10 protein-coding genes and 1 rRNA gene are annotated in these 13,234 nt (G+C 59.3%); 2 read left to right on the forward strand and 9 right to left on the reverse strand.

Annotated elements, in window-relative coordinates; all coding sequences use genetic code 11:
• Positions 1–470 precede the first annotated feature (470 nt).
• On the reverse strand, positions 471–2,633 hold the full coding sequence (locus tag ACTQXM_RS08435) for a hypothetical protein (protein WP_441537585.1): 2,163 nt from the start codon (positions 2,631–2,633) through the stop codon (positions 471–473).
• Positions 2,634–2,816: 183 nt separating this feature from the next.
• Positions 2,817–4,706 carry a carbon starvation CstA family protein gene (locus tag ACTQXM_RS08440; RefSeq protein WP_441537586.1) on the reverse strand — a complete coding sequence of 630 codons (1,890 nt, stop codon included), beginning with the start codon at positions 4,704–4,706 and terminating at the stop codon, positions 2,817–2,819.
• A gap of 594 nt (positions 4,707–5,300) precedes the next feature.
• Between ACTQXM_RS08440 and ACTQXM_RS08445 the strand changes: the two genes are divergently transcribed.
• Together ACTQXM_RS08445 and ACTQXM_RS08450 are read left to right on the forward strand one after the other, a co-directional pair.
• Complete coding sequence (locus ACTQXM_RS08445) at positions 5,301–5,576, forward strand: type II toxin-antitoxin system Phd/YefM family antitoxin (protein WP_152077364.1); 276 nt, start codon at positions 5,301–5,303, stop codon at positions 5,574–5,576.
• Positions 5,560–5,874, forward strand: coding sequence for a type II toxin-antitoxin system RelE/ParE family toxin (locus ACTQXM_RS08450; RefSeq protein ID WP_154515154.1), 315 nt, complete (start codon positions 5,560–5,562; stop codon positions 5,872–5,874). Before ACTQXM_RS08445 ends, ACTQXM_RS08450 begins: the two co-directional genes overlap by 17 nt.
• Before the next feature lie 271 nt (positions 5,875–6,145).
• On the opposite strand, the gene tsaD is transcribed toward ACTQXM_RS08450, so the two are convergent.
• From tsaD to rrf, 7 genes are all read right to left on the reverse strand, one after another.
• The gene (gene tsaD / locus ACTQXM_RS08455) at positions 6,146–8,530 is read right to left on the reverse strand and encodes a tRNA (adenosine(37)-N6)-threonylcarbamoyltransferase complex transferase subunit TsaD (RefSeq protein WP_427728954.1); all 2,385 of its coding nucleotides are present in this window, start codon (positions 8,528–8,530) and stop codon (positions 6,146–6,148) included.
• Entirely contained in the window at positions 8,517–9,023 is a 507-nt protein-coding gene (tsaE, locus tag ACTQXM_RS08460) for a tRNA (adenosine(37)-N6)-threonylcarbamoyltransferase complex ATPase subunit type 1 TsaE (protein WP_441064225.1), read from the reverse strand. Before tsaE ends, tsaD begins: the two co-directional genes overlap by 14 nt.
• A 12-nt stretch (positions 9,024–9,035) precedes the next feature.
• Entirely contained in the window at positions 9,036–9,656 is a 621-nt protein-coding gene (locus tag ACTQXM_RS08465; protein ID WP_154515160.1) for a uracil-DNA glycosylase, read from the reverse strand.
• 8 nt (positions 9,657–9,664) lie between these two features.
• Positions 9,665–10,810 carry an alanine racemase gene (gene alr, locus ACTQXM_RS08470; RefSeq protein WP_154515162.1) on the reverse strand — a complete coding sequence of 382 codons (1,146 nt, stop codon included), beginning with the start codon at positions 10,808–10,810 and terminating at the stop codon, positions 9,665–9,667.
• Positions 10,811–10,812: 2 nt separating this feature from the next.
• A complete protein-coding gene (locus tag ACTQXM_RS08475) occupies positions 10,813–12,429 on the reverse strand; it encodes an NAD(P)H-hydrate dehydratase (RefSeq protein ID WP_441064224.1) in 1,617 nt (538 codons plus the stop codon).
• Positions 12,430–12,969, reverse strand: a complete 540-nt coding sequence (gene acpS, locus ACTQXM_RS08480; RefSeq protein WP_427728961.1) for a holo-ACP synthase — start codon at positions 12,967–12,969, stop codon at positions 12,430–12,432.
• A gap of 174 nt (positions 12,970–13,143) precedes the next feature.
• Positions 13,144–13,234, reverse strand: a 5S ribosomal RNA gene (gene rrf, locus ACTQXM_RS08485); the annotation flags it as partial.

The raw sequence follows: 13,234 nt of genomic DNA on the forward strand, positions 1-13,234 counted from the left end.
TGGGCATGCGGAGGGATTCGAACCCGCAAGGGTGCGGAGCTGAGGAAACGCGAAGCGTTTTCCAGCGCAGCACGCAAGGAGCGGAGCGACGCAGCGGGGCGCGGCCGCCGGCAGGCGGACGCGGAATCCCTCCGTCCCATATCAACAACGGGCTCTCCGTATCTCAACCGGCACTTGGGGACGTTCCCAAAGTGCCGGCACTAAAGGAACGCCACCAAGTACCGGCTCATCCACCCTCAAAAGACAGACGCCCCAAGCCCGAAAGGACCAAGAGCGCCTTACATCAAGAAATATCAGCCCCGTTCCGAAAAGCGAGCCGTCATCTACAAAATGGCGCGTGGCCCCGGCGGGCCGGGCATTAAGTTTGTCGCGAGTTCCGCACGCAAAGAAGGCCACTTAATGTGGCCTTCGTCTTGCGCAGGACTGCAGAGCAGCAAACTTAATGCCCGGCCCGCCGGGGCCACGCGTCCCTAATTGTTCAGCATGCGGTCGAAGCTTCCCGAGTCGCCATCCCGATAGTCGGCGGTCATCAGAATCTCCTGCGGAATGCGACCTCCCTCGCGCAGCACATTGCGGAACTGTACGCGCGTGACCATAGGCAGATCCTTGATCGTCGCCGCCAAATTCTGCGGCACACCCTGATTGGCAGCCGCAGGCTCGCACTCGCCGCCAGCTTTCACGCGACGCTTGTGCTCGGCGAGCATGGCACGATACATGCCGGCATGCAAGCGAATCTCAACCACATTGGCATTGCGGGCCTGCTCGACGATGCGCGCACCCTCTCGGTCGATATCGCCCACGTAGTAGACATAGTTAAAGCGATAGCCGATCTCGGCCAGATAATCATCCAGTGCGTGCGAGACGCTCGCCTTGCAGCCACCGCCAAAGATCACGCCACCCACCTTGGTGCCAAAAAGCTTAGCGTGCTTGCGGCCGCGCAGGAGCTTGACGATCTCGTCATAGGTGTCTAGGTTCTCGACCATAATGAACGGCTTGTCGGCGCCCAGCGTAAAGAAGCCCGTAAAGTGCACGGGGCGGTTGGGGGCGACCTTAATCGCCTGCATGCTGATGCCCTTTTCGGTCATACGCCGAATCAAGCGCTCGCCGTGTTTACCGTCAAAGGCCTTCTCATCGTTAAAAATCTGGTAGGCGCGCTGGCGACGCGAAGCGACCGGCGTGTCGGCACCGCGATTCTGCTCAATCCAAGCCTGGATGATCGCAATCTCCTCGGCAATCTTGCGGTTGGACATCTCGTTGTGCTGAGTGCGCTGCGAAACCTTTTTGCCGTCCTTGCCCTCAACCTTAACGATTTGAGTCTGTTGCTCCTTAATATTGGAGAGTGCAGCAGGTGTGGGAACGACCTTGAGCAGCTGCCTGCCCAGGACACGGGCCAGAGCAAACGCCGAAACCTCGCCATGAGCGGTCGACTCAGGCTGCTGGGCAGTCGCATCGTTTGCAGTCGGTTTGGGCTGCGTCTGGGATTTGCACTTGGAATCTGTCCGAGTATTGCGCTCTTGCTTTGGCGCGGACGAGCCCTTTTGCGAACGCTCAGGCTTGCCCCCCTTTACTGGCTGGCGCTTGGGCTGCTCCGCCGGGATCTCAGCCTTCGCATCCTTGTTTTGCCCCGCTGCCTGCTCGGCCACGGATTCGGCATTTGAGCCACGGCCGCCACGGTGACGACGACGGCGAGGCTTGCTCGAAGCGCTCTCCCCCGCTTTCTCGCCCGCAGACTGCTGGCCTCGGGGCTCGACATCGCCCGCAGGCCGCGGCTCAACAGGCTTCTGCTCACGGACCATCGGCTCGGCAGCCTTCTCAGCCTTCTCCGCTGGTGCAGCGGGAGCCTGGTCGGTCTTTTCTTGACGCCTTGCGGGATACGCACGACCCATAAAGCCGCGTCCGGGACGGCATGAACCCGGAGCCTTCTTGACGGGCTCCTCGGGTGAACCAGCAGCCTCGACGGACTCCTGAACGTTGCACACAACACCTCCCTGCTCGGCCTTAAAGTGAGCACCGCGACGACGCTTGGGCTCCTGGACCTCAGCGGCGCACTGCGGCTCGGTAACAGCCTCATCCTCGACGGGCTCGACATCCGTCGCATCCTTTTGAGCCACGGCGCGACGGAAGCGCTCCTGCTGGGCACGGCGCTGCGCATCGCGCTTGCCGCCCCCGCCAAAACCGCCGCGGCCCGCCTTGGCCGTAAAGGCGCGAACGACGCTCTCGTCAAGCAGCTCATCGGTGTCGACGTTCTCGCGCGGAGCCGTTTCCACCGCAACAGGCGCCTCGACAACGTCCTCGACGGCCTCTTCGTCAGCCTCGGCAGGCTGCTCCTGGACATCGCGAATCTCGGCATTAATGGTATAGAACGCTGGGCGCCCGTTAACGCCGCTGCCCTCGATCTTGGTAACGATCTTTGCCGCGATAAGCTCATCGCGCATCGCCTTGGTGTCACATTCCTTATCGACGGAACGGAAAATCTGTGCCAGCGCGCTCGACTTGATCTTGAGCGCCTTGCGGCAGAGCAGGTCGTAGGCAACCAGCTTGGCACGCTCGGCAGAAAGCGACGTCTGGCTGCTCAGACGCTCAGCCAGGGCATCGATGTTGTTTTGGTTATCGGAATATACCGTCTTGGCCACGGGGCCCCTTTCATATGTACACATATACGTCTATATGGTACAACGCACGCCCCTATCCACGCAAAACATCTGCGAGAACACCCGGGCACACTAGCTATTGCATGGAAAAAAGGCCGAGCCCGCGCAGTTGCGGACCCGGCCTTTCCGAGTCATATAGATGTGACGTTCAATCCGTTAGGTCGATTAGGCCTTGGCGGCCTCGGCGCCTGCGGGAGCCTCGGCAGCAGCAGCGCGACCATACTCGGCCTTGCCCATCTCGGACCACTCGGGCTCCTCGTCGGGCATGGAACCGGCCTCCTTGCCGAAGAGCTCCTTGAGGCAGTTGACGGCAACGATGAGGCCCAGGACCATCAGCAGGACGGCAAAGACGAGCTGCAGGCCCTTGGTGGCGGCGACGGAGACGGCGGCCGTGGTGGCGGTAGCCGGGATGGTACCGAAGAAGCCGTAGGCCTGGACGGCAGCCATGCAGCCCATGGCGCTCTGAACCAGCGAGGTAAAGGTGCAGCAGAGCAGGAAGGCGACGGGCACGTAGAGCATCCAGCCCTTGCGACCGGTGCACTTGCAGAACACGGCAAGGGTGATCATGGTCATGCCGCCGAGCAGCTGGTTGGAAGCACCAAAGAGCGGCCAGATGTTGGCATAGCCGCCAAAGGCGAGGGCGAGGCCGGGGAGGAGGGTGACAACCGTGGCGAACCAGGGGTTGCCGAGGACCTTCATGTAACCGGCCTTGGACTCGATGGCCAGGGCGTCGTTGGTCTGGGCAAAGAACTCGGAGAACGAGGTGCGGGCGATGCGGGCGACGGCGTCGAGCGAGGTCAGGGCCAGAGCGGAGACGTTCATGGTCATAAAGACGGTAGCAAGCGTGCCGTCAACGCCGAAGGCCTGCATACCGCGAGAAATGCCAGCAGCGAAGATCTGGAACGGGGTGGAAGCGACGCCGGCGTTGAAAGCGCCGGTACCGGCAGTGTTCATGTCGGAGAACATGATGCCGGCGACGATGATGGCGAGGATGCCGACGAAGGACTCGACGATCATGGCGCCAAAACCGACCTTGACGGCGTCCTGCTCCTTCTCGACCTGCTTGGAAGAGGTGCCCGAAGAAACGAGGCTGTGGAAACCGGAGAGAGCGCCGCAGGCAACGGAGACAAACAGGACCGGGAACATCATGCCCAAGGCATTGCTAAAGCCGGTGAAAACCGGAGCGGTGATGGTGGCCTGGCCGTTAACGCCCAGGACGACGATGCCGAGGACAGCACAGACAATCATGACGATCATCATGATGGAAGTGAGGTAGTCGCGAGGGGTCTTGAGCATCTGGATGGGCATGGCGCCGGCAAAGACCAGGTAGACCATGACGACGGCGAACCACTGGAACTTGTCCAGGTAAACCGGGAACTGCATACCGACGGCGAACATGAGGACCATGAGCACCACGCCGGTGACGAACTCGGCAGCGCCGGTGAGGTTGAACTTCTTCTGAGCCCAACCAAAGGCCATGGCGACGAAGGTGAACAGGCTGGAGATGGTGCCAGCGCAGCCAGCGGCATAGGACTTGGTGAAGTCGATGGCACCGGTGGCAGCGCCAGAGGCGTCAACGACCGGGGTGAACATGAACGTCTTGCAGACCATGTCGGTAAAAGCGGCGATGACGATGATGCAGAACAGCCAGCAGAACAGCAGGAACAGGCGACGGCCGGTCTTGCCGATGTACTTCTCGATGAGCTGAGCCAAGGACTTGCCGTTGTTCTTCATCGAAGCGTACAGGGCGCCAAAGTCGTGAACGGCGCCAAAGAAGATGCCGCCGACGAGGACCCAGAGCACGACGGGCAGCCAGCCGAAGGCCATGGCGACGATCGTACCCGTAACAGGGCCAGCACCGCAGATCGAGCTGAACTGATGCGAGAACGCGGTGAAGGCTGAGACGGGCGAGAAGCTCTTGCCGTCCTTCATGCGCTTGGCAGGCGTGAGGGCCTCTTTATCAACGCCCCACTTGTTAGCCAGCCAGCGGCCGTAGCCCAGATAGCCGCAGGCGAGCACCGCCGCGGCCACAACCATGAGCAAAACTCCGTTCATTACATTTCCTCCTCTAAAAAGAACTTCCTAGACATAAAAAATGAGGGCCGTCGGTTGCGCTCGACGGCCCTCATCTTCATCAGCCGCCCGTTATCGTACGGGCTAGCTGTATGTGCTAATCCGCATCAGATAATTACTACGCTGATAATGTTTAGCTGATGCGTGAACATGTCTAAGAAATCCTCTTCAATCATGATGCGAACGATCCGTGCGTGTTCACATCCCCCAGTGGATGAAAAGGAGTATGAAACTTTAGTTGCCTAAAGTCAACGCAAATATGTAATGAATTTTCAACTTTATTTGAATTTCTCGGTATAAAACGTCACTGACCTCGGACTTTACCCCACGACAGTTTTTGCTTGAGAGATGCTCCTCGGGGGCGGGGCGGGCGCCTGCCGCCATATATGAACTTTCCTGCTCGGGCAGTCCTGCTCACGACGGAGGCCACATTAAGTGGCCTCCTGTTCGTGCGGAACTCGCGATAAAGTTCATATATGGCGGCAGGCGCCCGCCCCGCCCCCGAGGAGTTCCCATCCCAAATCTCAACTCTGTTATCATAATTACGATAATATCCTGATAGCTCAGGAGGTAGCTGTGAATATTAGGCCGGTCTCAGATCTTAGAAATCACTACCCGGATGTTGAACGCGAAGTCGAACAGGAGGGTCCGGTTTTTCTAACTAAAAACGGGCGGGGCTCTATGGTCGTCATGAGCTTTGAGCAGTACAAGTCGCTGAGCAATACAATCGAGAGCGCACTTGATGCCGCTGATCGTCAGGCTGCCAGCATGCAACTTCGCTATACACACGACGATGTCTTTGGCTCTGTCAGAAAAATGCTCGACGGCGGTCTCGATGAACAGGCACTATAAGCTCCGCTATCTTCCCCTATTTTGGGAGGACCTCAGCCAAGCAGCGTCATATATCGCCTTTGATCTCAATAACCCCGCTGCAGCAAATAGGCTTGTCGACAATGTTGAAGCAGGCATACTCGAGCATCTCAAGAATCCAACCATGTCACCAACATACCCTTCGACAAGAAGACGGTTGCACCCGTATTACCGCTTCTACGTTGGCAACTACATGGTTTTTTATGTCGTCATCGACGACGTCATGGAAGTCCGCCGACTGCTATATAAAAGCCGAGATATTGAGTCGATTATCAGGTAGGTTTCTTTCAGCTAAAGCACGCCGGAAATTTGACGCTGACCTGTTAACCTTGCCGGACGTTGTCGACGCCGATCCAGCTCAGTAGCTGCATAGATACAGAAAGGTTCCCAACGCTGCCCGGGCGCCAGCGGCCGCATATGAACTTTATCGCGAGTTCCGCACGAACAGGAGGCCACTTAATGTGGCCTCCGTCGTGAGCAGGACTGTAGAGCAGGAAAGTTCATATGCGGCCGCTGGCGCCCGGGCAGCGTCGGAGACCGCACCCATACGACTACAGCGTCATGTTTGGATCGGCGTCGACGTCGAACGGCGAGATTTCACCTCGGTCGAATTTGCGGCGAGCGACCTCCGCAATCATGGCGGCGTTGTCAGTACAGGCCGAGAGAGGCGGCACCGTTACGCGAATCCCCTGACGCCCGAGTTTCTTAATCATCATCTCGCGCAGATGCGGGTTGGCCGAGACGCCGCCGCCGATGCAATACTCCTTGCACCCGGTGGCGTGCAGGGCGTTTTTGGCCTTCTTGTACTGCACGTCAAAGACCGCCGCCTCAAACGAAGCCGCCAGGTCGGGCAGGTGAATCGTGCGCCCAGCCTTGGTCTCCTGCTCAATATAGAGCGTCACCGCCGTCTTGAGGCCCGAAAGTGAGAAGCGGTAGTCTCCCCTGCTGTTAAGCGCACGGGGAAAATCGATCGCGCGGGGATTGCCCGTCTCGGCGAGCTTGGAGATGATGGGGCCGCCGGGATAGCCCAGACCCAGCGCCTTGGCAACCTTGTCGAAGGCTTCGCCCACGGCGTCGTCCAGCGTCTCGCCAAGCACCTCGTAGTCGCCCCATGCCTTTACGTGCACGAGCATGGTGTGCCCACCCGAGACAAGCGTAAAGATAAACGGCGGCTTAAGGTCGGGCTGCGCCAGCAGGTTGGCGAACAGGTGACCCTCCAGATGATTGACGCACACGAGCGGTTTACCGGCAGCATACGCAAAGCCCTTGGCAAAGGCGACGCCCACCACCAGGGCACCCACCAGGCCCGGGCCTTGCGTCACACCCACGGCGGCAAGCTCACTTGGCGCAATCGCTCCACCCTCAAGGCCAAGCGATACCGCGGCATCTTCAAGCGCCGCATCTACGACACTCACAATCACCTCGACATGCTTGCGCGAGGCGATCTCGGGCACCACGCCGCCAAAGCGAGCATGAAAATCAATCTGCGTCGACACCTGGTTGGCCAGCATATTGCCGTCCGCATCGATAATCGCAACAGCAGTCTCGTCGCAAGAGCTCTCGATGGCAAGAACTAGGCGACGGCGCTCGATTTCGGCACGCTCCTCGGCGGTGCGCTCGGGCTCAGGCAGCGGCCAGACGCGCTGCTCGGCAGCCGTTGGCTCGGGCGAGGCATTGTCGAGAGGAAGCACCAGGGGCAGCGACGCCGTCATGACGATGGCATCCTTGCCGACGCCGTAGTAGCCACGGCGACGACCCGCCTCGGTAAAGCCCAAGGCGCTATAGAGCGCAATCGCACCCTCGTTGCCGTCCTCAACCTCAAGCGAAGCAGTGGTGCAGCCGAGCATCTGGGCGTCATAGCTCACGTGCGACAGCAGCTTGCGGGCAATGCCCTCGCGACGATGAGCAGGATCAACCGCGACGTCCATAATCTGAACGTCACCGTCGACGACCATGCCGCCGGCAAGTCCCAGCAGCTGACCGTCGTCGTGCGCCACCCACCAGCTACGCGGCGCGGCAACGCCCTCGCCCAGCTCGGACAGGAACATGCCCGGCGTCCACGCCTCGTGTCCGGCGCCTTCAAAGCAGGCGGCCTCCAATGCGCTCGCGCCCTCGGCATCCGCCGCGCCCATGGGACGGAACTGCAGATGGCGGCCGGCGAGCTCGTCGGCAACACCCGTAATCTCGCTCTGGGCGCTCTCGGCAAGCCCAAGGCGCTTACGCTCATTTTCCTCGGCATCCGAAAGACGCGTGTAGATCGGCAAAACGCGAGCCGGATTACCGTCGCCCGCGGCGTGCGCCATCAGAAGGCCCTCGCCCGAGGGCCACCACAGGTCTCGCTCCACGCAGCGCGCAGTCTCGTCCTCACTCAGCAGCTTGCCATAACGTACGAGACCGTCACCAGTCAGCTTAACCTGGCTCCAGTCCGCGGCCTGGCGCCACTCATCAAGCGCCACGGCGGCTTTGACCACGTGTTCGCGCTCAAACAGACGCTCGGGACCTTCGTCCCCCAGCACGTACAGAGCCGGATACACCTCACCACGCATGGCGTCGGCAAGAACACCAAGCTTGCCGCGCACGCCAGCCTTCCACGCCGTCCAGGCGCAAGCGTCAAGTGTCGACACGCCCAGCAACGGCACGTTAGCACCGCGCGCCAGACCCTTGGCGGTCGAGATGCCAATGCGAACGCCCGTAAACGAACCCGGGCCGCGTCCAACCACATAACAGCCGACATCGCCGCGATTCAGCCCGGCCTGCGCCAACACGTCATCGACGGTATTCACAAGTTCCACGTTGGCATGGCGACGACACAGATGGTCCCCGCTCACCAGCTTCGCCTCGCCCGTCTGCTCATCAATCCAGCTTGCCGCGCAGGCAAGCATGTCGGTCGATGTATCGAGCGCCACTACCAGCGCGTTGTCGTTATGCAAGCTCATCTTGTACAGCCTTATCAATCAAATCGAAAAGCTCCATCGCGCGCTCGCCGTGCGCCTCGAGCGCGATCGTTCGCACGTCGCTATCGTCCTCATCGCGCCTAAGCGTCACCGAGAGATACTCATCCGTCAGCTCGTCCTGAAACTGCTCGCCCCATTCCAACAAGCAAGCGCCCTCATAGCCGAGCACGTCAAAAATGCCCGTATCCTCGAGCTCGTAGGCATGCTCCAAGCGGTACAGATCAAAATGGAACAGCGGAATACGCCCCTGGTCGTGAACGGCCATGAGCGCGAACGTAGGACTCGTGACCATATGCTCATCGCCCAAGCCGCGCGAAACGCCCTTGGTAAAGTGGGTCTTTCCCACGCCCAAGCCGCCGGTCAGTATCAGCACATCGCCATTTTCTAGACACGGTGCGACCAACTCGCCAAAATGCTCCGTATCGGCAGTACGAGCCGTTTTGTAGGTACCTAGCCCCAGGCGCTCCAGGGACATATACGCTCCTTATTATTCCGAGGCGCCCTCTGGCGCGGGGTGTCGCACCAGATAGTCGCCCAGCATCTTAAAGTCTTCCTCCAGCAACTCCTGCCACGCCGGATTGCGCAGCGCCGCCGCGGGATGAAACGTCGGCATCACCACAAAGTGCCCCATCTGATGGAACCTGCCGCGCAGCTTGGTAATGCCAATCTCGGTCTTGAGCACAAAGTGCGTTGCGGGATTGCCGAGCGTCACGATGATATCGGGCCAAATGCTTCGAATCTGCTCGCGCAAAAACGGTGAGCAAGCAAGCACTTCCTCGGGACGCGGATTGCGGTTTCCCGGCGGGCGACATTTAAGCACATTGGCGATATAGACATCTTCACGCTTAAGGCCCGCCAGGGACAGAATGCCGTTGAGGTCTTCACCCGCCGCCCCCACAAAGGGCTCGCCCTGTAAATCCTCGTTACGGCCCGGCGCTTCACCAATAAACATCACGCGAGCGCGGGGGTTTCCCACCCCAAACACGATATTGTGGCGCGATTGGTAAAGCTGGCAAAGGCGGCAATCGCCCAGGACGGCCTCGATCTCCTCGAGTGCAACTTCGCGCGGCGCCTGATGGCTATGGCCGGGGATGTGCATAACGCCCATAGCGGCTCCTACACGTAGACCTTGTCGAGACGCATGCCAAAGCCGCAGGCGACCTCGTAGTTGATCGTGCCGCGCAGGCGCGCCATCTCATCCATGGTAATCTCGGCATCGCCATCGCGACCGATAATTATCATCTCGTCGCCATGTTCGGCCTCGGGAATCTCGTGAGCCGGGTTGGACTGAATGGCAACCATAAACTGATCCATGCAGATATTTCCGACCTGACGCACGCGCTCACCGCGATACAGCACGTCCATACGATTGGAAAGCGTGCGCGAAAGGCCGTCGGCATATCCGATCGGCAGCGTGCAGATCTGAACGCGTGTGCGCGGTACGCGGTAGGTAAAACCGTAGCCTACGCCCTCGCCCATCGCAGGATGCGCCACGCGCGTCACGCGCGCATGAACGCTCATAACGGGATCAAGCTGCATCACGCGGCCGCTCAGCTCGCACGGCTGCATGCCATACAAGCCAACGCCAGCGCGAATCATATCAAAATGCATCGAGGGGTCGAGCATCGAGGACGGCGTGTTGGCACAGTGCACGATGCCGCACTCAAAACCCGCATCCTTAATGGCCTGAACGGCCTCGGTAAAGCGCTGGCACTGCAGCTTGTAGTCCCAACCCGATGGTTCGTCGGCCGTGGCAAAGTGCGTAAATACGCCGTCGCACTGAATACCGCGATGGAAATTAATACCGCGGACAAAGTCGAGCACCTGCGTGTAGTGAACGCCGATGCGGTTCATACCCGTCTCGATGGCAAGATGATACTTGCCCACCTTGCCCGCCGCGACGGCACATTCACCATACGCAAGAGCAAAATCGGACGTATAGACCGAGGGCATGATATCGAACTCGAGCAATGAAGGAATAGCCTCGATGGGAGGCTCGCTTAGAATCAGGATGGGTTTGGTGATTCCGCCCTGGCGCAACTCAATACCCTCGCTGACCGTCGCCACGGCAAACATGTCGGCACCGGCCGAATACATGATCTTGGCGCACTCGACGGCTCCATGACCATAAGCATCGGCTTTAACCACGCAGCACAGGCGCTGACGCGGATCTAGCAAGTTCTTATAGGCCCTCGTATTGCGGCGGAGCGCCCCGCGGTCGATCTCGACCCAGGACCAACGCGTCAAATCGGCTTTATTCATGATTAGTCATCCGACCCTTCGTCCATGATTCCCAGATCATCGAGCGCATCCTTTGCCGCCAATTCCATGGCGGGACCGATCAAGTCGATAAGATCGGTCGCGATAACGCTCTTCTCGCCATACTCCGTCGCCGCAGCAAAGCCGGCATAGCTGTGGAGTGCGACGGCATACGAGTACAGCAGCTCCCAACGGTCCATCTCGTCACGCATGGTCGCAAGCGTTCCTGCAAGGATACCTGCGAGGACATCACCCGAGCCAGCGGTCGCCAACGACGCTGGGCCCGAAAGCGGCAGCAGCACGCGCTCGACGCCGCAAATGGCCGTCGTCGGACCCTTAGCGATAACAACGAGATTATCGGAACCGGCAGCCCAGACAATCTTTTGAGCAGCGGCAATAGCAGTGCCAAGATCATTGACCTCGTCGCCGGCAACGAGACGCGAAAGCTCGCGATAATGCGGCGTCATAACGAGCGGCTGCTCGCGACGGTACATCTCGGGATTACTGTCGATGCCGTCGATTGCAATCTTGGCAAGGCAGTTGAGCGCATCTGCATCTAGGATAAGCGGCACATCGAGCTCAAGCAGGCCCGAAACGACTTGCATCGATCCGGCAGACGTCGTCATGCCAGGCCCACACACAACGCAGCTGTACTTCTTAGCAATCTCGCACACTGTCATACGCGCAGCAGCACCAAAAGATCCACGGGAATCAGACGGAATGGCGAAAACGGGAATCGACGGGAGCGCCATACGAATAAGGTTGGCGCACGCATCGGGCGTCGCAACGGCCACATAACCGGCACCAGCACGAGCGGCAGACTTTGCGGCCATGATGGCGGCACCAGGATATTGTGCCGACCCGGCAACGATGAGCGCAGAGCCGCGCGAATACTTATCGATATTCGTGGGCAGCGGGGCAAAGTAGTCCACCAGATCACCGGGCTCAACGATCTCGGCAGCATGATCGACATCATCGATGACTTCGTCGAGGCGGTCGTACAGACCGCCACACACCAGGTCGCCAGCATACTCCGGACCGTCAGCGCTGTAGAGGCCGATCTTAGGGGCAATCATCGTCACGGTACGCTCGGCACGGATGCAGTCGTCATCCACAACGCCCGTCTCGGCATTCAGGCCCGAGGGAACATCGATAGAAACAACGTAATCGGCGCACTCGTTAACCGTAGGAATCCAAATAGAAAACGGCGCACGAAGGTTGCCGTGAAAACCGGTACCAAAAATAGCATCGACCACGACATCCGCTTTGTTAATGAGAACCTCTAGCTCGTCTCGCGAAGGCCCAACGCACACATGAACGTCGCGACCGGCGGTGCGACGGGCAACGTGACGAGCAAGGGCAGCAGGAATCTCATCCGGCTCAACTGGAGAAACGATATCAACATCAACGCCCTTATGGGTCAGGATATCCGCAGCGACCCAACCGTCACCGCCATTGTTGCCAAAGCCGACCAGCACAAGAACGCGATCAGGGTTGAGCTTTAAAATTTCGTTGGCGGCAAATTCACCTGCCAACTCCATGAGCTCGGCCTTCGAGGTGCCCTCGCGCTCGATGATATCCTCGAGGCGAACGACTTCCTCGGTACTCAAAACCGGTTTCATCTATGCTCCTTGCGTATCTTGCGGATCATCGATCAAATGCTCCGACAAAGCAGATTGTTGCAGCTGTTCAAGCTCATCCAATACAGAACGAGCCTCTTTAAATGTCTGGGCAACGCGCTCCTTGGTGCTCATTTTTTCTTCCTTAGGCTTAGGTCGAGCATCCTCGGTGATCGCAATGGCATTAGCGACAGCCAAGTCACCCGTAAGGGTAATAGAAAGAGCAACCTCGACAACACCCAAATCCTGGGCGATTTCGAGAGCGCGACCAGAAAGCAGAGCCTTTGGCTTGCCGAGCCTATCGCGTGTTACGGAAACGTCCTTACGTCCAACGCCCTGACTAAACCCCGTTCCAAGTGCCTTAAGTACCGCTTCGCGAGAGGCAAAGCGGCTGGCATAATGAGCGGCAGGGCGAGACGACGCATCGCAATACGCACGCTCTTCATCGGTAAACACGCGCCGGGCAAACGACGGAGTCTTCTCAAGAATTGATTTCATTCGGGAAATCTCGACGATATCAACGCCGATACCAGCTTCAGCCATGTTCACCTCCATGCTACACAGACTACGATATTGTAGCCCGTTCAAAGAAGATGCGACAAACGAGGGTTATAAAACACAGCTACTATGTGAGACAAATTGCCTGAGAAACGAAAAAGGGGGAGGCCGCGAGGCCTCCCCTTCTTCAGTCTGGATGACGGCTCGGTGCCGTCCACCGGTCAGCGGCGCCCTGGCCTCCCACGGGCTGGCCCCGCAGTACTCTCGGCGCGATGGGGCTTAGCTTCCGGGTTCGGAACGGGACCGGGCG

Source organism: Collinsella sp. LCP19S3_D3 (assembly GCF_052121455.1).
In the GTDB taxonomy this organism is placed as follows: domain Bacteria; phylum Actinomycetota; class Coriobacteriia; order Coriobacteriales; family Coriobacteriaceae; genus Collinsella.